Annotated in this window: 19 protein-coding genes; 17 read left to right on the top strand and 2 right to left on the bottom strand. The window is 36.1% G+C overall.

Annotated elements, in window-relative coordinates; genetic code table 11:
• Nucleotides 1-2: 2 nt before the first annotated feature.
• The 8 genes from coaD to ESZ47_RS08960 all read left to right on the top strand — a co-directional run bounded on the left by coaD (nt 3) and on the right by ESZ47_RS08960 (nt 9,026).
• Nucleotides 3-491, top strand: a complete 489-nt coding sequence (coaD, locus tag ESZ47_RS08995) for a pantetheine-phosphate adenylyltransferase (RefSeq protein ID WP_148606649.1) — start codon at nt 3-5, stop codon at nt 489-491.
• Nucleotides 475-1,566 (top strand): SepM family pheromone-processing serine protease, encoded by a 1,092-nt coding sequence (locus ESZ47_RS08990; RefSeq protein ID WP_148606648.1) that lies wholly within the window; start codon nt 475-477, stop codon nt 1,564-1,566. Before coaD ends, ESZ47_RS08990 begins: the two co-directional genes overlap by 17 nt.
• Nucleotides 1,567-1,629: 63 nt before the next feature.
• Nucleotides 1,630-2,265 carry a helix-hairpin-helix domain-containing protein gene (locus tag ESZ47_RS08985; protein ID WP_148606647.1) on the top strand — a complete coding sequence of 212 codons (636 nt, stop codon included), beginning with the start codon at nt 1,630-1,632 and terminating at the stop codon, nt 2,263-2,265.
• Between the two features lies 1 nt (nt 2,266).
• On the top strand, nt 2,267-4,549 hold the full coding sequence (locus ESZ47_RS08980) for a DNA internalization-related competence protein ComEC/Rec2 (protein ID WP_148606646.1): 2,283 nt from the start codon (nt 2,267-2,269) through the stop codon (nt 4,547-4,549).
• Nucleotides 4,518-5,519, top strand: coding sequence for a DNA polymerase III subunit delta (gene holA / locus ESZ47_RS08975; RefSeq protein ID WP_148606645.1), 1,002 nt, complete (start codon nt 4,518-4,520; stop codon nt 5,517-5,519). Before ESZ47_RS08980 ends, holA begins: the two co-directional genes overlap by 32 nt.
• A 37-nt stretch (nt 5,520-5,556) precedes the next feature.
• Nucleotides 5,557-6,642, top strand: coding sequence for a DNA polymerase IV (dinB, locus tag ESZ47_RS08970; protein ID WP_148606644.1), 1,086 nt, complete (start codon nt 5,557-5,559; stop codon nt 6,640-6,642).
• A 39-nt stretch (nt 6,643-6,681) separates the two neighbouring features.
• On the top strand, nt 6,682-7,662 hold the full coding sequence (locus ESZ47_RS08965) for a DHH family phosphoesterase (protein ID WP_148606643.1): 981 nt from the start codon (nt 6,682-6,684) through the stop codon (nt 7,660-7,662).
• The gene (locus tag ESZ47_RS08960; protein ID WP_148606642.1) at nt 7,662-9,026 is read left to right on the top strand and encodes a DEAD/DEAH box helicase; all 1,365 of its coding nucleotides are present in this window, start codon (nt 7,662-7,664) and stop codon (nt 9,024-9,026) included. The genes ESZ47_RS08965 and ESZ47_RS08960 overlap by 1 nt, the downstream gene beginning before the upstream one ends.
• A 56-nt stretch (nt 9,027-9,082) precedes the next feature.
• On the opposite strand, the gene rpsT is transcribed toward ESZ47_RS08960, so the two are convergent.
• Together rpsT and rpsO are read right to left on the bottom strand one after the other, a co-directional pair.
• The gene (rpsT, locus tag ESZ47_RS08955) at nt 9,083-9,334 is read right to left on the bottom strand and encodes a 30S ribosomal protein S20 (RefSeq protein ID WP_148606641.1); all 252 of its coding nucleotides are present in this window, start codon (nt 9,332-9,334) and stop codon (nt 9,083-9,085) included.
• Nucleotides 9,335-9,383: 49 nt separating this feature from the next.
• Complete coding sequence (rpsO, locus tag ESZ47_RS08950; RefSeq protein WP_011680241.1) at nt 9,384-9,653, bottom strand: 30S ribosomal protein S15; 270 nt, start codon at nt 9,651-9,653, stop codon at nt 9,384-9,386.
• Between the two features lie 219 nt (nt 9,654-9,872).
• On the opposite strand from rpsO, the gene gatC reads away from it, so the two are divergent.
• The 9 genes from gatC to ESZ47_RS08905 all read left to right on the top strand — a co-directional run.
• The gene (gene gatC, locus ESZ47_RS08945; protein ID WP_148606640.1) at nt 9,873-10,181 is read left to right on the top strand and encodes an Asp-tRNA(Asn)/Glu-tRNA(Gln) amidotransferase subunit GatC; all 309 of its coding nucleotides are present in this window, start codon (nt 9,873-9,875) and stop codon (nt 10,179-10,181) included.
• Nucleotide 10,182: 1 nt separating this feature from the next.
• The gene (gene gatA / locus ESZ47_RS08940; RefSeq protein ID WP_148606639.1) at nt 10,183-11,649 is read left to right on the top strand and encodes an Asp-tRNA(Asn)/Glu-tRNA(Gln) amidotransferase subunit GatA; all 1,467 of its coding nucleotides are present in this window, start codon (nt 10,183-10,185) and stop codon (nt 11,647-11,649) included.
• Nucleotides 11,650-11,664: 15 nt separating this feature from the next.
• Complete coding sequence (gene gatB / locus ESZ47_RS08935; RefSeq protein ID WP_148606638.1) at nt 11,665-13,104, top strand: Asp-tRNA(Asn)/Glu-tRNA(Gln) amidotransferase subunit GatB; 1,440 nt, start codon at nt 11,665-11,667, stop codon at nt 13,102-13,104.
• Between the two features lie 65 nt (nt 13,105-13,169).
• The gene (locus ESZ47_RS08930) at nt 13,170-14,156 is read left to right on the top strand and encodes a diacylglycerol kinase family lipid kinase (RefSeq protein WP_148606637.1); all 987 of its coding nucleotides are present in this window, start codon (nt 13,170-13,172) and stop codon (nt 14,154-14,156) included.
• Between the two features lie 78 nt (nt 14,157-14,234).
• A complete protein-coding gene (gene rlmD, locus ESZ47_RS08925; RefSeq protein WP_148606636.1) occupies nt 14,235-15,629 on the top strand; it encodes a 23S rRNA (uracil(1939)-C(5))-methyltransferase RlmD in 1,395 nt (464 codons plus the stop codon).
• Nucleotides 15,630-15,775: 146 nt separating this feature from the next.
• Nucleotides 15,776-18,343, top strand: a complete 2,568-nt coding sequence (mutS, locus tag ESZ47_RS08920) for a DNA mismatch repair protein MutS (RefSeq protein WP_148606635.1) — start codon at nt 15,776-15,778, stop codon at nt 18,341-18,343.
• 4 nt (nt 18,344-18,347) lie between these two features.
• Nucleotides 18,348-20,315, top strand: coding sequence for a DNA mismatch repair endonuclease MutL (gene mutL / locus ESZ47_RS08915; protein ID WP_148606634.1), 1,968 nt, complete (start codon nt 18,348-18,350; stop codon nt 20,313-20,315).
• Between the two features lie 54 nt (nt 20,316-20,369).
• Entirely contained in the window at nt 20,370-20,735 is a 366-nt protein-coding gene (locus tag ESZ47_RS08910; protein ID WP_148606633.1) for a DUF1304 domain-containing protein, read from the top strand.
• A gap of 1,058 nt (nt 20,736-21,793) precedes the next feature.
• A partial coding sequence (locus ESZ47_RS08905; RefSeq protein WP_148606632.1) for a collagen-binding domain-containing protein occupies nt 21,794-23,076 on the top strand: 1,283 nt, incomplete at its 3' end.

The raw sequence follows: 23,076 nt of genomic DNA, 5'->3' as shown, positions 1-23,076 counted from the left end.
TTATGAGTATTGCAGTATTTCCAGGTAGTTTTGATCCATTGACCAATGGACATTTAGATATTATTAAACGAGCTAGCGAGATATTTGAAAAAGTTATTGTGGGAGTTGGTAATAATACTAGCAAAGCAGCCTTATTCACACCACAAGAAAAAATTGAATTGATCAATATTGCTGTAAAAAATTTGCCTAACGTAGAAGTAGCTATTATGAAAGGCCTAACTGTTCAGTTCATGGCTGATATAGGGGCTAAATATATTGTTCGTGGCCTTAGAAATGGTAAGGATTTTGAATACGAACGTGATATAGCAGGCATGAATAGTGCACTAGCGGACGTTGAAACTGTCTTACTGCTCGCAAAACCAGAGAATCAGAATATTTCTAGCTCTATGGTTAAAGAAATTGGCAGTATGGGTGCTGAGAATATGGCACGGTTTGTTCCTGCAATTGTTGTCGAAGCATTAAAGGAGAGGCTGAATGCGCAAAAAAAATAAAATAATTATTGCTACAGTTTCCCTACTAGTACTGATTGGTATTGTTGGTGGTGTGTGGCCGTTGAACGGTTATATTGAAGCACCTGGTGAAGCCGATGATTTGGCGTCATTTGTCAAAATTGACGGTAAAAAAGATACGTCCAAAGGACAATATCGAATAACATCAGTTTATTTATCACAGGCTAATGGCTTTAAGTATTTACAAACCAAGATTAATCCCCATTTATCCTATGCAACGGCGGATGAAGTTACAGGAGGACAAAGTTCAGCAACATTTAGCAAAGTACAAGATTTTTATATGCAAAGTGCTATTGCCAATGCTGAGCAAGTTGCTTTTAAAAAAGCGAACAAAGGGATTACCACAAAATATCGTGGTATTTACGTATTAAGCGTTTCTGCTAAATCTCATTTTAAAAAGAGTATCAAAGTTGGCGATACAATTACAGCAATTGATGGTCATCATTATGAAAATTCAGATAATTTCATTAAATATTTGGCAAATAAAACAAAAGGAACAAAAGTTACTGTTAACTACACTCGTGATGGGAAGGCAGGTCAGGCAATAGGAGATACGATTAAACTTGCTGGTACCAAGACAGCTGAATATCCTAATGGCCGTGCAGGAATAGGTATTGTATTGACAGATAATGTTGCAGTGACGACAACACCAAAAGTTACTGTTGATCCTGGTCAAATTGGTGGGCCTTCGGGTGGATTAATGTTTACAATACAAATTTACGACCAATTGACGGGAGATAAGTTATCTCAAGGTCGCAATATTGCTGGTACCGGAACAATGAGTGCAGACGGCTATGTAGGTGAGATTGGTGGTATAGACAAAAAGATCATGGCGGCTAAAGCGTCAGGATCAACCGTGTTTTTTGCTCCATATGTAAAACCTAGTAAGGAATTGCTTAAGTATGAAGAGCAACATAAGACAAATTATATGTTAGCTCGCGATACAGCGAAAAAATATGCACCTAACATGAAGGTTATACCTGTGCAGACATTTGATGACGCAGTCAATTATTTACAAACAGGAAAAATTATTAAAACAACTGACAGTACGAAATAAAGCTCACCAATAATGGTAAGCTTTTTTCTTTTGGTTTTCGTAAAATAACACTAGAGGGAAAACATGTTAGCTATATTTGAAAAAGCAAAAGAAAAAATTTATGATTATAAAGTTTGGTTATTAATGGGGCTTGTTATCTTAGGGATTTTTGTTTGTTATTTAACTTCACATTCTACGAAGGAGACAGTGCCTTCTTCGATATCTTCGGTTTCATTGGGGAGTAGTAGTGCTAGTTCACACTATGTGGCGTCCACTTCATCGATGGTTATTATAGTAGATGTTAAAGGGGCCGTCAAAAATCCAGGTGTATATAATGTTACCGATAAGGCTCGAGTACAGACTGCTATCACGCAAGCAGGCGGTGTGTTAGATAATGCAGATATGAATCAAGTTAATTTAGCACAAAAATTAACTGATGGACAAGTTATCTATATACCATTAAAAGGTGAGCAAAGTGCGCCTATTTCATCGAATAACAATGCATCATCCATTGCTAAGACGAGTGATGTAATGGTGAATTTAAACACAGCTAGCTTAACTGAATTGCAGACATTAGATGGTATTGGTGCAAAAAAAGCAGAACAAATTATTGATTATCGTGAGGAACGTGGTGGTTTTAAGTCCATTGAAGAAATCAAAGAAGTATCAGGTATTGGTGAAAAAAGATTTGAAAAGTTGAAAGATAAAGTAACAATTTAATATGGCACGTTTTTTAATGTTTGCAAGTTTATTGGCTGGTAGCATCACAGGAATTGTTTATAACCCATGCTTTATCACGTGGTTTATTTTTTTAAGCATAATCTCATTATGTTTATGGCAAAAAGACATTATTTTTTTGTTGAAATTGTGCGTTTTAACATTACCATTTATCATTTATTTTAATTGTCATGCATATCATTTACACAAGCAAGTTGCTCAACCAGAAGATAATCACCAAAAAATAGCCGGCATAATTTTTCCAGATGACATTCAAATAGATGGTGACAGTTTGAAAGCTGTTGCACAATTAGATGATCACCAAAAAGTTAAACTTTACTGGACGATACCTGATAAATATACGAAAAATGAGTGGGAAAACAATAATAAAGTCATTCACTTTCAAGCGAATGCTCAGTTAATTCACATACAAAAGGCGACGAATTTTAATCAATTTGACGCGCAAAAATTTTATTTAACAAAATCTATCACTCATCAAGCTAACATTAATGAGTGGCAAACGACAATTGTTAATTCATCGGCTCCACTTCAAAAAATGAGATATCAATTGCATGAGTGGCACAGTGTTGGTATACAGAGTGCCGAACGGTTACCATCTCCACTTAATGAATATGCACAAGCATTGATTTTGGGAACGACACCACAGTCTTTATATGAAGATAATCCAGGAGTACAGACATTAGGATTAATTCATTTATTTAGTGTATCTGGTTTTCACGTAACATTTTTAATGTCTATGTTGATGGCATTGGCCAGAAAATTGTGGTTTCCGAAAGAGTATACAATTGTAGTATTGGGTATAACGTTGATTGTATATTTTATATTTGCAGGAGAGCCAGATGTGTTAATTCGTTCTGTTATAGCAGGCGAATTACTTTTGATACAAGATCTTACTAACAAAAAAATGAAATCACAAAGTATTTGGGCTTTGAGTTTGTTAGCTAGTTTGCTTTTTACACCACAAATTTTACTGACTTTAGGAGGGCAATTGTCGTTTGCTTTGACATTTTGTTTGTGTTTCGCCAAGCAGTTAACGTTTTGGCAAAGTAATTTATTGATGAGTTTGGTTAGTTTTCCGCTAATTATTCAGCAACAATATACTTGGCATATTTTACAAACATTTGTTAACTTTGCAGCAATTCCTGTCTTTGGGATAGTAATTGTACCCTTAGTCATGATAGGATATTTTGGTCAGTCTTTTTCATTTTTATCTGAAATAACCAACAATATTATTCATAGTTTTGCTAGTTTTGTGGATCTATGTGCAACATTGCCAGGGAATATTGTTATTGGTAAAGTACCTTGTCTACTATCTGTCGTACTTTTTGTTTTAGCTATAGGGATTTTTGTGCGTGAAAAAAAAATTAAATATTATTCAAAATTATTGTGGTGGGCTTTTTTGGTGATTGCCATGATTTGGACGCATTTTCCTTTCCAAGGGGAATATGCAACATTTGATATTGGGCAAGGAGATGCAGCGTTAGTTCGAGAACGATTTAACAAAACCATTACATTAATTGATACGGGTGGTCAAGTTGAGTTTGGTCAGCAACAGACGTGGAAAAAATCGAGATTTAATCGCACGCGTGGAGAGACTATCATTGTACATTATTTACATAGTCGAGGTGTTTATCGTATTGATAATTTAGTATTAACGCACCGCGATCAAGATCATGTTGGGGATGCAAAAATTATTTTGAATAGAATGAAGGTTAAACAGCTTATTATTCCTGCGGGTATGGTGAACGAATCTGTGTTTAAAAAAGAGATTAAGCCATATATTAGGAAAACAAAAATTATTGAAGTAACTAATCAGGTAAAAGTAAAAAATTTTCCATTTCAAATTGTTCATCCTTTTAAAAGCGGGCAAGCTAAAAATGAGGATTCAATCGCCCTTTTTGGTCGTTTAGGAGGCAAAAATATTTTTACAGCTGGTGATTTAGATCAAACAGGTGAGCAGTCAATTGCGAATGCTTATCCGGATATACATGTGGATATTTTAAAATTTGGACATCATGGCTCAAAAAGCTCAACAAATCCTGAAGTAATCGACAAATGGCAACCTAAATTTGGTATAGTATCGGCTGGGAGAAATAATCGTTATAATCATCCCAATAAAGAAACATTGGTCATTGCGCAAAATAATCAAATGACCGTTTTTAATACGCAAATCCATGGTATGATTAGCTATGAATACTCGAAGTTTAACGGTCAATTTAAGGTGAAAAATTCTAATGAATCTAAAGCAGCTGCAACAACAAATTGAAAATAATGCTATGGCAAATATTTATGTTGTAGCAGGGGAAGAAGAAACACTTTTACATCAAGCAAAAGTAATGTTTCAAGAGTTAATTGATCAAGCTGATAGAGAAATGAATTATTCTCAAATTGATTTAGAAAATCAAAATATAGATGTGATGATTGACGATGCCATGTCAGTACCTTTTTTTGGTGATAGACGAGTCGTCGTTATAACTAATCCACTGTTTTTAACGGCCACTGGAAAAATAAATGATCACGAGCAAGAGCTTGTATTAAAGATACTTGAGCAACCATTACTAAAAAACATAGTTGTTTTTTTTGTGAATGATTTAAAATTAGATAAAAGGAAGAAAGTCACTAAAGAACTACTCAAAGTAGCTGAACATGTTTCTTTACCAGCACTGAATGAACGCCAAGCACAACAGGCTATTATGCAGCAATTAATGCAACGAAACTATTTGATTGAGCCATCAGCACTAAACGAATTAACACAGCGCACTAATGCTCAGTATACCGATATGAAGAATGAGCTCATTAAATTAATCACTTATGCTGCAGAGAGTAAAAAAATAACGTTTGATGCTGTTGTTGATCTTGTACCAAAAACATTAGCAGCCAATGCATTTGATCTTGTGGATACAGTTATCAAAAAAAAGACACAAGTAGCTCTGACTCTGTATCACGAACTATTACAAAATGGGGAAGTGCCTTTGAGATTAAATGCTGTTTTAACCAATCAATTTAGATTGCTTTTACAGGTAGCAGGCTTAAACGGCAATGATCAAGACATAGGAAAGCAACTTAATGTGCATCCGTATCGCGTCAAACTCGCAAAACAAGCATTGCGAAATTATCCTCCGCAATTCGTACGAACAGGCTATTTGGGGATGATAGATATTGAAAGACGATTGAAATCCACTTCTCAAGATCCTGAGTTATTATTTGAACGCTTTATTGTAGAAAATTTTCAATAATTAACAAGAACAAATGTTCTTGTGATAGAATCAGATTATGGCAGAATTCCTTATCACGTCTGACAACCGAAAAATACTTCATATAGATTTAGATGCTTTTTATGCGCAAATCGAAATACGTGATAATCCGAAATTACGTCATGTGCCATTAATTATTTCGAGAGATCCTTCAGAATCAAATGGGCGTGGTGTAGTTGCAACAGCAAATTATGCTGCGAGACAGTTGGGTGTACATTCAGCTATGAGTGCAGCAGAAGCTAAACAACTGGCACCAAATGGTGTGTTTATGAAACCTAATTTCCAAAAGTACCAAATGATTTCAAATCAAATTCACCAAATTTTTCACCAATATACTAATAAAATTGAACCAGTTGCGTTTGATGAAGCTTATCTTGATTTGACTGAAAGTGTATTGTCTGGCGCAACATTAGCAGCTAAGTTGCGCCATCAAATTTTAAAAGAAATCCACCTAACTAGTTCCGTTGGGATTTCTTATAATAAGTTGTTAGCTAAGTTAGCCTCCGAATTTAATAAACCAAATGGTGTTACTGTAATTACAGAAGATAATGTTTTAGAGTTTTTGTCCATATTGCCAATTGCTTCATTTCGAGGAGTTGGGAAAAAAACACAAGAAAAATTCAAAGTGTTGGGTATTACAAATGGTGAGCAATTAAGAAGGATGTCACAAGAAGCGTTAAGAGCTCAGTTTGGTAAAATGGGTGAGCATTTATATTGGCAAGCCAGAGGTGTTCATTTTGGTGAAGTGAAATGGCAACGACAAAGGCAATCGGTGGGTAAAGAAGAAACTTTTGATCGATTTTTACAAACAACACAAGAGATAAATTTAGAGTTTGAAAAATTAGTTACCAAAGTTATCTTGGCTATGAGTAAACGTAGTTTTGTTGGACGTACGCTTAATATTAAAATTAGAGATAGTGAATTTAATACAATAACACGTTCTGTTACGCAAAATGAACCATTTAAATTGGATAAACACATACTGATTTCAATCGCTCAATCGATATTTGATGAAAATATTGACGCGCCATTTTCAATTCGTTTGCTTGGATTATCGTTTAGTAATTTACAATCTAGTGGTTTTGAAGAAATAACCCTCTTTTAATGATACAATAATATAAAATGATAATTAGAAAGTATAAACATGGCAACAATTGAAGAACAAATATTAGAACAAATCAAACGATATGATACAATTATTATTCATCGACATCAGCGTCCTGATCCCGACGCATTTGGTTCACAGCTTGGTTTAAAAGAAATTTTAAAGTCAAGTTTTCCAGAGAAAAAAATTTATGCTGTTGGTAAAGAAGTTGCTGGGTTGTCTTGGATAAATGAATACGAAACATTTATGGACACGGTACCTGACGCTGTTTATAACAAGGCGCTTGTTATTGTTACTGACACTGCTAATGCGCCCCGTATTGATGATCAGCGTTGGCCAGATGGATTAGAGGTTGTCAAAATAGATCATCATCCAAATGATGAGCCATATGGCGATTGGCAATGGGTGAAAGATAGCCATTCTGCTACAAGCACTATGATTTTTGAGTTTTATGAAAAGCTGAAAGATCAGGGGCTAGTTATGACAAAGGAGGCAGCCAGATTACTATATATCGGTATCATAGGAGATACTGGGCGTTTTATGTATAGTGATGATTCTGAAACCTTTCGCGTTGTGTCAGAATTGTTTAAGTATGATTTTGATTATCAGAAAATTCACCACGAAATGTCGACTATTTCGGAAAGTGCTGCAAAGCTATCGGGATATGTTTTGCAAAACGTAAAAATTTTAGCATCGGGATTTGCTTATGTCATTTTGACAAAGGAATTGTTGCAAGAATTTGACTTGAAAGATGATGGTACAGCTTTCGTTGTTCCACTGCCATCAAAAATTGATCGCGTCAAAGCATGGGCTATTTTTGAAGAACAAGACGAAGGAAACTACCGCGTGAGATTACGTTCTCGAACAATTCCAATTAATAAGATTGCGAATCAATTTGAGGGCGGTGGACATCCGATGGCTTCAGGAGCTTGGGCACAAGATGAAAATGATATTAATCAACTCATCTCTGTGATTGATAACCAATTAATCGCAAAGCAAGATACAGAAAAGGAAGATTGATGGCTGAAAAAGCAAACCAATTTGGACAATTTAATTTAAAAAAAGAAATAGTTACTGCTTTGAGTGCTATTGGTTTTTATGAACCAACACCGGTGCAATTGAAATTAATTCCGGATGTACTACAAGGGCGTGATGTAGTTGGACAGTCACAAACTGGCTCAGGTAAAACGCATACATTTTTAATTCCAATTTTAAATCAATTGGAACTAAATAAAAAATATGTGCAAGCAGTTATTACAACACCATCACGTGAATTAGCTTCGCAAATTACCAAAGCGACAAAAGAATTAGCTGTTCAATTACATACAGATATTTCTATTTCTGAATTTGTTGGTGGAACAGATAAGCAACGTCAAATTAAGCAATTAGAAAAACAACAACCTCAAATAGTTATAGGAACGCCAGGTAGAATTAAAGATTTGGTTGAGTCTGGTGCTTTGAAGTTAAATGCTGTTCATACGCTAGTTGTTGATGAAGCCGATATGACATTAGATATGGGCTTCTTGAGTGAAGTCGACTTTATTGCGGGTGCAATGCCAGAAGAACTACAAACACTAATATTTAGTGCAACAATGCCTGAAAAATTGAAGCCATTTTTAAAAAAATATTTAGACCATCCGCATTTTGAAGCGATTCCAGTATCAACCGTTATTGCAGATACCATTGATAATTGGTTATTAGCTACTAAATCTAAGGAAAAAAATGATATCATTTACCAAGTTTTAACAATTGGGAATCCTTATTTGGCATTGGTATTTGCCAACACTAAAGACCGAGCAAAAGAAATTTCAAGTTCTTTACGTGGTCGCGGGCTGAAAGTTGCTGAAATACATGGAGATATTGAACCCCGTGAACGCCGACGTGTCATGAAAGCGATTCAAAACTTAGAGTATCAATACGTAGTTGCCACAGACCTTGCTGCTCGTGGTATTGATATTGAAGGAGTTTCACATGTAATCAACGATGATATACCTGACGAATTAGAATTTTTTGTTCATCGTGTGGGACGTACCGGACGTAATGGGCTACCAGGATTAGCCATTACCTTGTACGGACCTGATGAAGAAAATGAGGTTGCCGAGTTAGAGTCGCTAGGCATTAAATTTAATGCTAAACAAATTAAGGGTGATGAAATTGTCGATGTGAAGGATCGTCGCGCTCGAATTCAACGTGTAGCCACTACCAAAAAGTTAGATACCGAAATGGTTGGCATGGTTAAAAAGAAAAAGAAAAATGTTAAACCAGGATACAAACGTCGAATTAAAAACGCAATTCAGCGTAAAAACCAAATGGATCGCCGTATCTCTCAACGACAAGAAATGAGAGCAACACGTAAGGCCAACAAACAACGTGGAGAACATTAAAAAAAGGACTTGGAAACATTTTCCAAGTCCTTTTAATATTCAAGGAAGTAGGTTAATTACTTAACGTACTTGGCTAAACGTGACTTTTCACGTGAAGCTTTGTTCTTCTTGATTAAACCTTTTGAGTAGGCATGATCAATAGCTGAAGAAGCAGCCTTGTATAATTCTGCTAAATTGTCTGTACCAGCAGCTGCAGCTTTTTCAAACTTTTTTACGGCTGTACGGTAAGCACTGATTTGTGGTTCGTTACGGTCGTGTTGCTTCTTAGCAAGACGAACACGTTGAATTGCTGATTCAATAACAGGCATATATCTTTTCTCCTTAAATTTGATACGAGGTTTTCAAGTAATCCTAAGATTAACGACGCAAACCTAAGCGTTGGATCAATTCACGATAACGTTGAATATCAGTATTACGTAGGTAACGTAACAAGTTACGACGGCTACCAATTTTCTTCATTAAACCACGTTGTGAGTGGAAATCATGCTTGTGAGCTGCCATGTGTGTGTTCAACTCGTTAATATCAGCAGTCAAAACTGCGATTTGTACTTCAGCTGAACCTGTATCGCCTTCGTGGCGGGCGTATGCCTTGATGATTTCGTTCTTACGTTCTTGTGTAAGGGCCATATTTATATCCACCTTTCTAAAATGTCGCTAGAAACTGTGTGAAGCGATGGTGAGCCGCTAAACAAAGTAACCGGTCTGTGTTGTTTGTACAACGTACTTAATTATACAGGAAAACCATTGAAATGCAAGGCGAGAGATTAGTTAATATGTGATAAAATGGATAAGTATATAACATGAAAGGAAGTGTGCAAACGAAAAGGTTTGCACCTGCGGATATTTATGGCCGAAACAACAATTACACGTGATGAAGTGGCTCACGTTGCAGGATTAGCCAAGTTAGCTTTTAATGACGTTGAACTTGATCAATTCACAACACAACTGGGTGATATCTTAAATATTTTTGATACACTAAGTGAAGTAGAGACAAGTGATGTAGAACCTACATATTCAGTGACAGAAAATGTCAACCATTTGCGAGAAGATGTTGCAAATAACTGGAATCAAAAGCAGGATTTGCTCAACAATGCGCCACTCGAAGCTGCCGATTTGATTAAAGTTCCTGCAATTTTAAATGGTGAGGGGGAATAACATGACAATTAATTATTTTGAGCATGATCTAACTTCTTTACACGAACAATTGGTTAATAAAGAAGTGAGTGCGATTGATTTGACTCGCGCAACGCTTGATAATATATCAAAGACTGATGATCAGTTAAAAGCATTCATCAGTACAAATGCTGATGATGCTTTGGCACAAGCCCAAAAAATTGATGAAAAGGCTGATTTTTCTAATGTTGTGACAGGTATTCCTTTGGCCTTAAAGGATAACATGGCCACAAAAGGTATCCAGACAACAGGTGCTTCACATATTTTGGAAGGATTTAAGCCAATATATAATGCAACAGTAGTGGAAAAACTACAAAATGCTGGTGCTATTTCTGTTGGTAAGGCAAACATGGATGAGTTTGCTATGGGTGGTTCAACAGAAACATCATATTATAAACAAACTACAAACGCTTGGGACCATAGTAAGGTACCTGGTGGTTCATCGGGTGGCTCAGCTGCAGCTGTTGCTGGTGGTCAGGTACCATTTGCGTTAGGGTCAGATACTGGCGGTTCGATTCGCCAACCTGCTGCATTTAACGGTATTGTTGGCCTAAAGCCTACATATGGTCGTGTATCACGGTGGGGATTGTTTGCCATGGCTTCATCTCTTGATCAAATTGGGCCGTTTACTAGAACAGTGAAAGATAATGCTGTTGTTTTAAATGCAATTAGCGGTTTTGATCAAAAAGATTCTACTTCGTCACAACGTGAAGTGCCTGATTTCACTGCAAAATTGAGTGGTGATGTCAAAGGATTGAAAATTGCTGTACCAAAAGAGTACTTCGGAGATGGTATTGATGCCAAAGTAGCCGCTCGGGTTAAGGCAGCTATTGCGCAACTAGAAGCATTAGGTGCCACGGTTGATGAAGTTAGTTTGCCACATACCAAGTATGGTGTGGCTGCTTACTACATTATTATGTCATCAGAAGCATCATCTAACTTACAACGTTATGATGGTGTGAGGTACGGGTTCCGTGCAAATGATGTTAAAAATTTGGAAGACTTGTATGTTAAAACTCGTTCGGAAGGTTTTGGAGATGAAGTAAAACGTCGTATCATGCTTGGGACATTTTCTTTGTCAGCTGGTGCTTATGATGCGTTCTTTAAAAAAGCAGCCAAAATTCGTACTTTGCTAATAGAAGACTTTAATAAAGTCTTTGAAAATTATGATTTGATTGTTGGTCCCACTGCTCCAACGCCTGCTTATGGATTAGGTGAAGAAATTGACGATCCTACGGCAATGTACTTGGCAGATGTTCTGACAATACCAGTCAATTTAGCTGGTTTGCCTGGATTATCTGTTAATGCTGGTTTTGTTGACGGGTTACCAGTTGGTTTGCAAATCATTGGAAAACCATTTGATGAACAAACCGTTTATCAAGCTGGTTATGCTTACGAACAAGCAAGTCGTCTGTTTGAACAACGTCCTACTATTGCAAAAGAATACTAAAAGGAGGGGGCATACATGGGAACTGGAAATTTTGAAACAACGATTGGTCTTGAAGTCCACGTTGAGATGCAAACAAACTCAAAACTATTGTCACCTTCGCCTGTCCACTATGGGGACGAACCAAATACCAACACAAATGTGATTGATTTTGGTTATCCAGGTGTTTTGCCAGTAGCAAACAAGGGTGCTTTAGAATATGGCATGCGGGTTGCATTGGCTTTGAATGCTAAGGTCTCACCATTTATACGATGGGATCGTAAGAACTACTTTTATCCTGATAATCCAAAGGCCTATCAAACAACTCAATCACAAACACCAATTGGCACCAACGGATATCTTGATGTGACATTAACAGATGGTACAGTAAAGCGTATCCGTATTAAAGAAATGCACGTCGAAGAAGATGCTGGTAAAAATACGCATGGATCTGATGGATATTCTTATGTTGATTTGAACCGTCAGGGAACGCCTTTGATTGAAATTGTTTCTGAACCAGATATTGCATCACCAGATGAAGCTTATGCATATCTAGAACAATTACGTCAAGTTATCTTATTTACAGGTGTCTCCGAAGCTAAAATGCAAGAAGGACAGATGCGTGCTGATGTCAATGTTTCTTTGCGTCCATTTGGTTCAGACCAATATGGTACTAAAGTAGAAATGAAGAATATCAATTCGTTCAACTATGTCCGTAATGCATTAATTTTTGAAGAAAAACGTCAGGCTGAGGTTTTGCGTTCCGGCGGTATTATTCAACAAGAAACACGTCGATATGATGAACCAACTAAGTCTACTATTTTAATGCGTGTTAAAGAGGGTGCCGATGATTATCGTTATTTCCCAGAACCTGATTTAGCACCAGTTGTGATTAATCAAGAGTGGGTTGCTGAAGTTGCTGAAAATTTGCCAAAATCAGCAGATAGTCGTAGAAAGCACTATGTTGATGAACTAGGTATTGAACCATATGATGCTGAGGTTTTGACACAAACACTCGCAATGTCAGACTTTTATGATGCAACTGTAGCAGCGGGTGCGGACCCAAAGCGTACTGCTAATTATCTTATTGGTGACGTTAATGCATATATGAATAAGAATCAGGTAGAGTTGCAGGAAACACGTTTGACGCCAGAGCACTTGGCAGGTATGATTAAGCTTATTGAAGATGGCACAATCTCAACGAAGCAGGCTAAGCAAGTCTTTGAAGCTATTATGATTGGAGAAGAACCAGAAACTTTTGCAAAAAAGAATGGCCTTGTGCAATTGAGCGATCCGGATTTATTATTGGGATGGATTACTGAAGTGTTGGATAACAACCCACAATCAATTGAAGACTTTAAGGGTGGAAAAGACCGTGCAACTGGTTACCTTATCGGACAATTGATGAAAATGTCTAAAGGGCAGGCCAATCCTGGTGTTTTGAACAAGTTGCTATTGTCAGAACTTAAAAAACGGTAACTAAAGTAACTAAGCGGATTTTTCCGTGTACATATTGTCAGTTGAAAGGAAAAGTGTTTGCGAGCATGAAACGAGCAAGAATTATTTATAATCCAACTTCGGGTCGTGAGGCTATTAAACGTGAGATGCTTGATATCTTGGCTGTTTATGAAAAAGCTGGTTATGAAACTTCAGCCTTTGCGACAACACCAGAACCAATGAGTGCGGCTACAGAAGCAAGACGTGCTGCTGAATCAGGATTTGATTTGATTGTCGCAGCTGGTGGGGATGGTACGATTAATGAGGTGGTGAATGGTCTCTCTCCGTTAAAAAATCGCCCAATGATGGCAGTTATACCAGCTGGAACCACAAATGATTATGCTAGGGCATTGAAATTACCGCGTGATGAACCACTTGAAGCTGCTAAGATTATTTTGCAAAATGAAACCATTAAAATGGATATTGGTCAAATTGATAAAGGTTCTGAAACCAAATATTTCATGAACATAGCCGCTCTTGGCACAATTAGTGAAGTAACCTATGCTGTTCCTTCACTGATGAAATCTTTGTATGGCTACCTTGCATATTTAGTAAAAGGTGCCGAATTGATCACGCGGGTAAAACCCGTTAATGCTAGAGTTATTTTTGATGATGGAGAATATTCAGGTAAGACCTCAATGATATTTTTAGCGTTGACTAATTCAGTTGGTGGTTTTGAGTCTATTGTGCCAGATGCTAAGCTAGATGATGGCCGATTTACGTTATTAATTATCAAAGAATCTAACCTTGCTCAGATGCTACAAATGGTAGCACAAATGATTAATGGTGGTAAACATATTGATAATCCGCGACTGATTTATAAAAAAACTAATCAAGTGGAAATATTACCTTTAGACAATGATCAAATGAAGGTTAATTTAGATGGTGAGTATGGCGGTGATGCACCAATGAGATTTACTGACTTACAGCAACATATTGAGTTTGTGGCTAATCGTTCTGGCATGTCTGAAAATTCTGTTAGTGTTGCAAAACGCAAATTTGTCGAAGAAGCAGAAAAGTTAGATACAAAATAGTTTAGTAAGACGTCAATAGTGGCGTCTTATATTCATTATTATAGTGCGTGTCAAAAAGCGCAAGAAAGTAGTATAGTTATGGCGAAAGCTAACCGAGTATATAAAATACAAGTCCCAGTAGTTAAAAATCAGGAAATTGAATCAACTGTTATTGATATTACATATCAAGGCATGGGTGTCGTTAAAGTTGATAATTTTCCAATTTTTGTTGTTGATGCAATCCCAGGTGAAATCGTTCACATTATCATTACCAAGGTGTTAAAAAGCTACGCATTTGGTCGTGTTTTGAAACGCATTAAAGAGTCAGAGAATCGTGTTCAAAATGCCAACAAGATAGCTATTACAACAGGAATTGCACCACTAGCGAATCTAAAATATGATGCACAACTTGAGTTTAAGCAACATCAAATAGAAGAATTGTTTAAAAAAGTAAACTTGGCAGTTGATGTAGCACCAACAATTGGAATGGAAAATCCTACTGAATATCGAAATAAAGCGCAAGTACCTGTGCAAATGATTAATGGACAGTTAGAAACAGGATTTTATAGACGCGGTTCGCACAGGTTAGTGCCTATTGAAAATTTTTATATTCAAGATGCTAAGGTTGACGAAGCAGTCCGTGTAACAAGAGACACTTTGCGTGAATTAGGTATTTCAGCATACAATGAAGAGACCAAAAAAGGTGTTGTTCGACACATTATGGCTCGTCGTGGCTATTACTCTCATGAATTAATGGTTGTTATTGTAACAAATACCAAAAAATTACCAGAGAGTGAAGCGATTGCCCAGAAGCTTAGCGCAAAACTACCTGAATTAAAGAGTTTTATCCACAACATTAATAATCATGATACGAATGTAATTATGGGGCAATGGAATCAGACAATTTGGGGCGAAGACGATATCCATGACCAGTTGATGGGGAAAGATTTCGTAATTGGACCAAATTCTTTCTACCAAGTTAACCCTCAAACAACCTCTGTTTTATACACTTTAGCCGCTGAAAAAGCTAATTTAAAGTCAACAGATATCGTAGTAGATGCTTATTCTGGTATCGGCACAATTACTCTGTCTATAGCAGATAAAGTTAAAAGAATTTATGGTGTGGACGTTGTTGAGGGCGCTATTGAAGATGCTGAAAAGAATGCTCAAAACAATAAAGTTGAAAATGCAGAATTTGTCTTAGCAGATGCGCCAGAGCAAATGGCTAAATGGGCTACTGAAGGATTGAAACCAAATGTTGTTTTTGTGGATCCACCGCGAAAAGGGCTAACGCAAGAATTGATAGATGCTGTTCATGATATGAATCCTGAAACATTTGTCTATATTAGCTGTAACCCAGCAACTTTGGCACGAGATGCTGTGCAAATTTTGGCAGCAGGATTTGAGATAGATGGTGCTGTACAACCTCTTGACCAATTCCCACAGACAACTCATGTTGAAAGTATTACGATTTTTAAAAACACAGCTTATTAATAATTACTTATAATTTGCGGTATGTATCTTTATTGCGTGGTTTGCACTATTGCAATTCAAAATGGATATGTGCTGCATTTTTCAGTGTGTCGCAGAAATGTTGATTTGATATGTTAAAATATATGGTATAGAAAGAGGTATTCGACATGGCAAAAGTTGCTGAAACACCTATGATGGTACAATATCATGAAATTAAAAAACAATATCCAGATGCTTTTGTTTTTTATCGCCTAGGTGACTTTTATGAATTGTTTGAAGAGGATGCAGTACTTGGTGCTAAATTGTTGGAGCTAACACTAACAGCACGTAATAAAAATTCGGAAAATCCTGTGCCAATGGCCGGCATCCCACATCACGCAGCTCAAAACTATATTGATATTCTTGTTGATCAAGGACATAAAGTTGCCATCGTCGAACAAATGGAAGATCCTGCCACTGCTAAGGGAATGGTAAAACGTGATGTTGTACAACTGATTACACCTGGTACAAAGCTTAATAATGGTTTGGGAAATGATAAACAAAATAACTATTTAGCAGCAATTTTACCACGTAATAATCGTTATTTCTTAAGTTATATTGATCTATCAACTGGTGAACTGAAGGCTACAACTTTAAAACGATTTAGTGATGTTGTGGATGAGTTAAGTTCTCTTGAAGTCAAAGAAATTGTGTTGTTGAAAGAGGCGCAAACAGCTGAATCTAAAATCGCAAACAGCCTTGCAGAAAGAGGTTTGGTGATTTCGACACAAACAACAGTTGACGTCAATGCAACGGTAAGCTTTTTAACACAGTCCTTAGTTCATGAAAATGAAGCACAAGTGACCGCAATTCTACTGAATTATATATTTGATACACAGCGACGTAACTTAGATCACATTGTTCCTGCACAAAGTTATGAGCGGTTAGCCTATTTAAAGTTTAATCAAGATACCAGGACTAATTTAGATCTCATTCAAAATTCACGTACAAAAAAAAAATCAGGTTCTTTGCTTGGTTTAATTGATGAAACGAAAACAGCTATGGGTGGCCGTCTTCTCAAACAATGGGTATTACGACCACTGCGAGATGTTGAAGATATTAATCAACGACTGAACATGGTTGAAGCATTTCAAAACGATTTTTTTGTTCGTGGTGCCTTACAAGATCATTTGAAATCAGTTTATGATTTGGAACGTTTAGCAGCACGTGCTGCTATGGGTACGATGAACGCTCGAGAATTGGTCCAATTAAAACGTTCATTGTCAGCAATTCCAGGTATAAAATCTGTTTTGTTATCTAGCCAAGATATTTTAAAACAATCTGGTGAACGACTAGAAGATATTCAGGATCTAGCGGGATTAATTGATGAGGCAATTGTTGATGACCCGCCAGTTAGTGTTCGTGAAGGCGATATTATTAATGATGGTTTTGACTCCAAAATTGACGAATATCGAGAAGTATTGAGTCAAAATCAACAGTGGCTAGCACAATTAGAAACCAGTGAGCGTATGGCTACTGGAATTAATTCTTTAAAAGTTAAATATAACAAAAATTTCGGTTTTTTCATTGAAGTTTCTCGGGCCAATGTTGGTAAACTTGAAGAAGGTCGTTATGAACGTAGGCAAACATTAACAAATGCTGAACGATTTGTTACACCTGAATTGAAAGAGCATGAACATTTAATTAATGAGGCACAATTAAAACGAACAGAACGTGAATACGAATTATTTATTACAATTCGCGAACGTGTAAAGGCTAATATTACGCGCTTACAGAAACTAGCACGTCAAGTTGCAGGTCTAGATGTACTAGCCAGCTTGGCTGATGTAGCTGATAATCATCGTTTTGTTCGTCCAAGTTTTACTGTAGATAGTATAATTAATATTCAGCAAGGGCGTCATCCCGTGGTTGAATCATTATTAGAAGCCGGTGAATTTGTTGCAAACGATGTTGATTTGGATGAAACAACTGCTATACAATTAATTACTGGACCAAATATGGCTGGAAAATCAACCTATATGAGAGAGTTAGCATTAATCGTTATTTTAGCGCAAATTGGAAGTTTTATTCCTGCAAATAGCGCTGTATTACCTATATTTGACCAAATATTTACACGTATTGGTGCTAATGATGATATGGCTATGGGGCAGTCAACATTCATGGTTGAAATGGCAGAAGCTAATCTGGCGCTTCAAGAAGCTAGCGCACATTCATTAATATTATTTGATGAATTGGGTCGAGGTACAGCAACTTATGATGGGATGGCTTTAGCGCAGGCGATTGTTGAATACTTAGATAAACATGTGCATGCGAAAACATTGTTTTCAACACACTATCATGAGTTAACAACGTTAGCAGATAAACATACAAATATTGAAAATGTTCATGTTGGTGCGGTAGAAGATGACGCGGGTGAATTACATTTCTTACATCAAATTCAAAAAGGCCCAGCTGATAAATCTTATGGTATTCATGTTGCTGCCTTGGCTGGCTTGCCCAATGAATTAATTACTAATGCAACTGGGATTTTAAAAAATTTAGAAAATGAAAATGTTGTTGCAACTAATTCACAATCTTCAGAATTGTCGGAACAAGTAGCCTTATTTAGCGTTTCAGATGTTGAATCTGATGAAACTAAAGAACTTTTTCAAAAATTAGATGGTATTAATATATCAACAATCACACCTTTAGAAGCATTAAATGCATTGGCAGAATTACAAAAATTAAGGAAGTAAAACAGTGCGCATACATGAATTATCCAATTTATTAGCAAACCAGATTGCTGCAGGGGAAGTCATTGAACGTCCAGCCAGTGTGGTTAAGGAATTAGTTGAAAATGCTATTGATGCAGGAGCGACACAAATTGATGTAATTATCGAAAATGCTGGTGAATCATTGATTCGAGTTATTGATAATGGTGAGGGTATTGATCCTGAAGATGTACCATTGGCTTTCACGAGACATGCTACGAGTAAAATTAGTACTCGACATGATTTGTTCAATATTATGTCGCTAGGATTTCGAGGTGAAGCGTTACCATCAATTGCTGCCATTTCAGATGTTACGTTAAATACTACTACTGAGAATTCACCAAAAGGTATAATGTATCATATTAAAGGCGGGAAACAAGTTTCAGCAACCCCTGCAAATGGTCGTCGTGGTACAGTTGTTTCAGTCAGAGATTTATTTTACAATACACCGGCCCGATTAAAGTATTTAAAGCGGCCACAAACCGAGTTATCTCGTATTGCTGACATCATGAATCGTATTGCGTTATCTTACACCAATGTTGGTTTCACATTGCGTGCTGATGGACGACATCTTCTACAAACCACTGGGGATGGTAATCAGCAACGGGTTATTGCTGCAATATATGGACGTGATGTCGCCCAAAAAATGCGTGCCATTGCTGGTGAGGACGACGATTTTAATATAACAGGGTATGTTTCCTTGCCAGAACTAACTAGAGGATCGCGTGATTATTTGACAATATTGGTTAATGGCCGATTTGTTAAAAATTTTTCTGTTTCTAATGCGGTGATTCGCGGATACGGATCAAAACTAATGGTCGGTCGTTTTCCAATGGGTGTCATTAACATCAACACAGATCCATTGTTAGTTGATGTTAATGTTCACCCACAAAAATCTGAAATTCGATTATCCAAAGAAGATGAGTTATCAACTTTAATTATTGATACAGTAAAATCCTGTTTTGCAGATGAAAACTTAATTCCAGATGCGTATGAAAATTTATATGGTGAGCAACCAAGGCAAAGTAAAGAAACAATAATACCAAAACAAGTGGCGCCATGGTCTATACCGGAAGTTAAAATTAGTGAACCATCAAGAGTGACTGTTAATACAGGCATTGATGTTAATGAGGTTGTTATTAATCATAAATCAGATTTAAGTAGCTCAGAAGTTAGCAATTTTGTAGAAAAGTATTCTAATGAACCTAACCTACCTATTTTTGATGATGAATTAGCTGTGCAAGTATCTGAAGACATTTCTAATTATCAAGAGTTACAACCAATAGCCAAAAACATCCAAGAAGAACTTGATGTAGCCCCTAAGAAATCTAGTGGGTTTCCAACATTATCGTATATTGGTCAGATGCATGGTACATTCTTATTTGCACAAAGTCACGAAGGATTGTATTTAATTGATCAGCATGCAGCACAAGAGCGCGTGAAGTATGAGTATTATCGAAAAAAGATTGGTGAGGTTGGTACTGATAAACAACGTATGTTGGTACCCATTACACTTAATTATTCAGTTTCGGATATGCTTAAAATTGCAGATAAATCATCTGAATTAGAGACCATTGGCCTTGAATTGGAATCTTTTGGACCAACAACTGTTATTGTACGTGAACATCCAACATGGTTTGAAAAAGGCCAGGAATCTGAAACAATTAAGGAAATGGTCGATTGGATTTTAAGAGATGGTAATTTGACAGTAGCAGAATTTCGAGAAAAGACTGCTATTATGATGAGCTGTAAGCGATCCGTACGTGCCAACATGCATTTAAGTGATTTACAAGCGCGTACGTTATTGGAAGATTTAGCTAAAGCTGAAAACCCATATAATTGTCCGCATGGACGTCCTGTGGTAACATCATTTACATTAACTGAAATGGAAAAAATGTTTAAACGAATACAAGATTCTCACGAAGCATGGGAAGAATATGATAATCATCCATATTAACTAGCATCACGTTGACAGACATTATGATTCGGATACATAAATATTAGGAGAGATATGAATATACTAATTAATACACTCAGCATTTTGGTTGCAATTGAGTTTTTCTATATTATGTTTTTAGAAACATTTGCAACAACATCAAAAGCAACAGGGAAAACTTTTAGCATGACAGCGAAAGATCTTGCTAATAAAAAAGTGCAAATGTTATTTAAAAATCAAGGTATCTACAATGGTCTGATCGGCATTGGTATACTATATGCTGTAATATTTACAGCTAATTCACGCACTTTGTTAATTCCTATGATGGTATACATTGTACTTGTTGGTCTATATGGTAGCTTATCAAGTGGAAATAAGATGATTGTTGTCAAGCAAGCTGGTCTAGCAATCATCACATTGATTTTAATGTTACTTAGTTAATTGATATAAATAAAAATCCTCTCATCGCAATCAGTGGTGGGAGGATTTTTATTTTGTTTTAGCAAAATAATTTTTCTTATTTCTTACAATAATTGGTTGGTGTTTGACCAACTATTATTTTAAAAGTGGTTACAAAGTAGCTTTGACTATTGAAATCAACAAATGTAGTGATATTTTGCAAGCTGAAGTCAGTAGCACATGGATTTATGAATTTTACGTCGACGTATATACTGATTAATTGTCGAGTAATTTTGTTTTAAAAACAAGGTTTAGTCTTTTTAGTGGTGCGTGTTTCTAGTAATATTACAGTCAATATGATTTTTATTTTCTTAGGTAAAGTTGTTTTGAACAATAACAGCATATATTTTCTGTTGTGGCATGTATGTCTTTACTCGGATAGCCATGATTAATGAACAAATTAGATAAAAGAACAAGTATATTCAATTAGCAAGTTTTGTGCGTATAAGCTATTTAACTCAGTAATCAAAACTTTATTTTTTAGTAACTGAGATTTCAAAAAAAGGAAATTGACCTTTATTGCTTTGAATAATTTAAGATTTAAATTATTCAGTGAAAAGCTACCTTTATAAATTGACTCATCTTATTTATAATTAGTGGTTCAGAACTTAAACCACTAATTATAAACGTCTGGAACAATAAATTCAGTTGAGCATCACTAACTCAGACACAAATAACAAAATAATTTTTCAAATTAATGAAACTGTAAGTAGGATTTTCAGCCTTATGCGCGAAAAAATTTGCGTTTTGAAAATCAAATGTTGAATGAATTCCTGTTGTTTTCTTGTTAAGTATATCAAAACTATATGTGTTGAAATCTAAGATACTAGCAAAATATAATAATATATTCCTCATATGATTTTTTTCATTCCCAAGTTAGCATGGATTTATTTAACATTATGGAAAATATATTGTAAAAACAAGCGAAGGATGCGATTGTTAAACGTTGGCACTTAATTTGCAATGACACGAGAAAGATTTGTTGATAGTTTAGTTGGAGGACTATTTTGACCTAAGTAATAAGTTAAGGATAAAGAGGTATGAAAACTAATAAATTTAATCATTTTAAAATGTATAAATCCGGTAAACAGTGGATTATTGGTTCTGTGACTGTGGGTATAGCTATTGTAGCTTTAGGCACAGTCGATAATAATATATTACATTTTGAAAGTACAACAGTATATGCAGCAAAAGTACAACAAAATGATGATGTTAAAGCAGCACCTGAATTTATTTTAAATGATACAAAGAATTTTAGTAATATCAAGTATATTGATAATAATAATGCTTTAGGAATAGCATCCCTATTTAGTATTTTTGCACAAAATGCTAAGTTAGGCGCAGATGTTAATGGCAATATTGCCGTTCAAAATCTGATTGATGCTAATAGAGACTTTGGTACGCGCTCTAATAATTACAACACAACAACAAACGATGTGTCTTACATTCAAAATATTAATGACAACAAAACGTTGAATGATCGTGCATTTCGTGCTGAAAATTCTGTTGCTATTTTAGGTGAATCAATTAAAATTGAGAGCAATTCTGCTGGGCAAACTGAAATTAATGGTGGACGCGTTAGCACACTGACAAAAGACAACACTTTTCAAGATGCTAACAGTAATAAATATATTGATTTTGATGCGTATTTTTCATCACTAAAATTGAAGGCAGATACGTACAATGCATCAAGTCAAACAGAAAATGTTATTAGTGAATATTCAGATATGAATAAACAATTTATTGACGTTTCGAATGTGGATAAAAATCAAAAGTTCATCTATGTTGACATTGATTATAATAAATTGGCTGGCCCTCAAGATATTACAGTAAAAGGATTGTCTGCTGAACTTTTGGGTCCAACAGTCATTTTTAATGTGAAAAATTTGCCATCTAATGATGCGTGGATTCAGACGAAAATTAATTATGAATATAGCAATGGTCAAACTGTTCGTCAAAATAGTGAAAATCATAGTATGCCAAACCATGTTGTATGGAACTTTGGTTCTTACCAAAATAACATTAATATTTCTAGTGGGCGCTTATTGGGAAGTGTTTTAGCACCTGAGGCAACTGTTAATGTTGGCGTTAATGTTGACGGTAATATTGTGGGAGCTAATGTTAATGTTACTGGTGGTGAAACACATCGTTGGGATGTACAGACACCATTTACACAGGAAAATGAACCTGAAAGCACGCCCGAGAGCGTTCCTGAGAGCGTTCCTGAGAGTACGCCGGAAAGCGTTCCCGAAAGCACGCCGGAAAGTGTTCCCGAAAGCACGCCGGAAAGTGTTCCCGAGAGTACGCCGGAAAGTGTTCCTGA

The sequence above is a fragment of the Leuconostoc litchii genome (genome assembly GCF_008107645.1).
GTDB lineage: Bacteria > Bacillota > Bacilli > Lactobacillales > Lactobacillaceae > Leuconostoc > Leuconostoc litchii.
The sequence above is the reverse complement of the archived record's forward strand: the minus strand, read 5'-3'. Positions and strand labels throughout refer to the sequence as shown.

Coding starts and splice junctions, on each gene's coding strand:
- rlmD (WP_148606636.1), top strand. CDS start 14,235: ATGGCGAAAGCTAACCGAGTATATAAAATACAAGTCCCAGTAGTTAAA.
- mutS (WP_148606635.1), top strand. CDS start 15,776: ATGGCAAAAGTTGCTGAAACACCTATGATGGTACAATATCATGAAATT.
- coaD (WP_148606649.1), top strand. CDS start 3: ATGAGTATTGCAGTATTTCCAGGTAGTTTTGATCCATTGACCAATGGA.
- rpsO (WP_011680241.1), bottom strand. CDS start 9,653: ATGGCCCTTACACAAGAACGTAAGAACGAAATCATCAAGGCATACGCC.
- ESZ47_RS08960 (WP_148606642.1), top strand. CDS start 7,662: ATGGCTGAAAAAGCAAACCAATTTGGACAATTTAATTTAAAAAAAGAA.
- gatA (WP_148606639.1), top strand. CDS start 10,183: ATGACAATTAATTATTTTGAGCATGATCTAACTTCTTTACACGAACAA.
- dinB (WP_148606644.1), top strand. CDS start 5,557: ATGGCAGAATTCCTTATCACGTCTGACAACCGAAAAATACTTCATATA.
- ESZ47_RS08980 (WP_148606646.1), top strand. CDS start 2,267: ATGGCACGTTTTTTAATGTTTGCAAGTTTATTGGCTGGTAGCATCACA.
- ESZ47_RS08910 (WP_148606633.1), top strand. CDS start 20,370: ATGAATATACTAATTAATACACTCAGCATTTTGGTTGCAATTGAGTTT.
- ESZ47_RS08990 (WP_148606648.1), top strand. CDS start 475: ATGCGCAAAAAAAATAAAATAATTATTGCTACAGTTTCCCTACTAGTA.
- gatB (WP_148606638.1), top strand. CDS start 11,665: ATGGGAACTGGAAATTTTGAAACAACGATTGGTCTTGAAGTCCACGTT.
- gatC (WP_148606640.1), top strand. CDS start 9,873: ATGGCCGAAACAACAATTACACGTGATGAAGTGGCTCACGTTGCAGGA.
- ESZ47_RS08985 (WP_148606647.1), top strand. CDS start 1,630: ATGTTAGCTATATTTGAAAAAGCAAAAGAAAAAATTTATGATTATAAA.
- rpsT (WP_148606641.1), bottom strand. CDS start 9,334: ATGCCTGTTATTGAATCAGCAATTCAACGTGTTCGTCTTGCTAAGAAG.
- ESZ47_RS08965 (WP_148606643.1), top strand. CDS start 6,682: ATGGCAACAATTGAAGAACAAATATTAGAACAAATCAAACGATATGAT.
- holA (WP_148606645.1), top strand. CDS start 4,518: ATGAATCTAAAGCAGCTGCAACAACAAATTGAAAATAATGCTATGGCA.
- ESZ47_RS08930 (WP_148606637.1), top strand. CDS start 13,170: ATGAAACGAGCAAGAATTATTTATAATCCAACTTCGGGTCGTGAGGCT.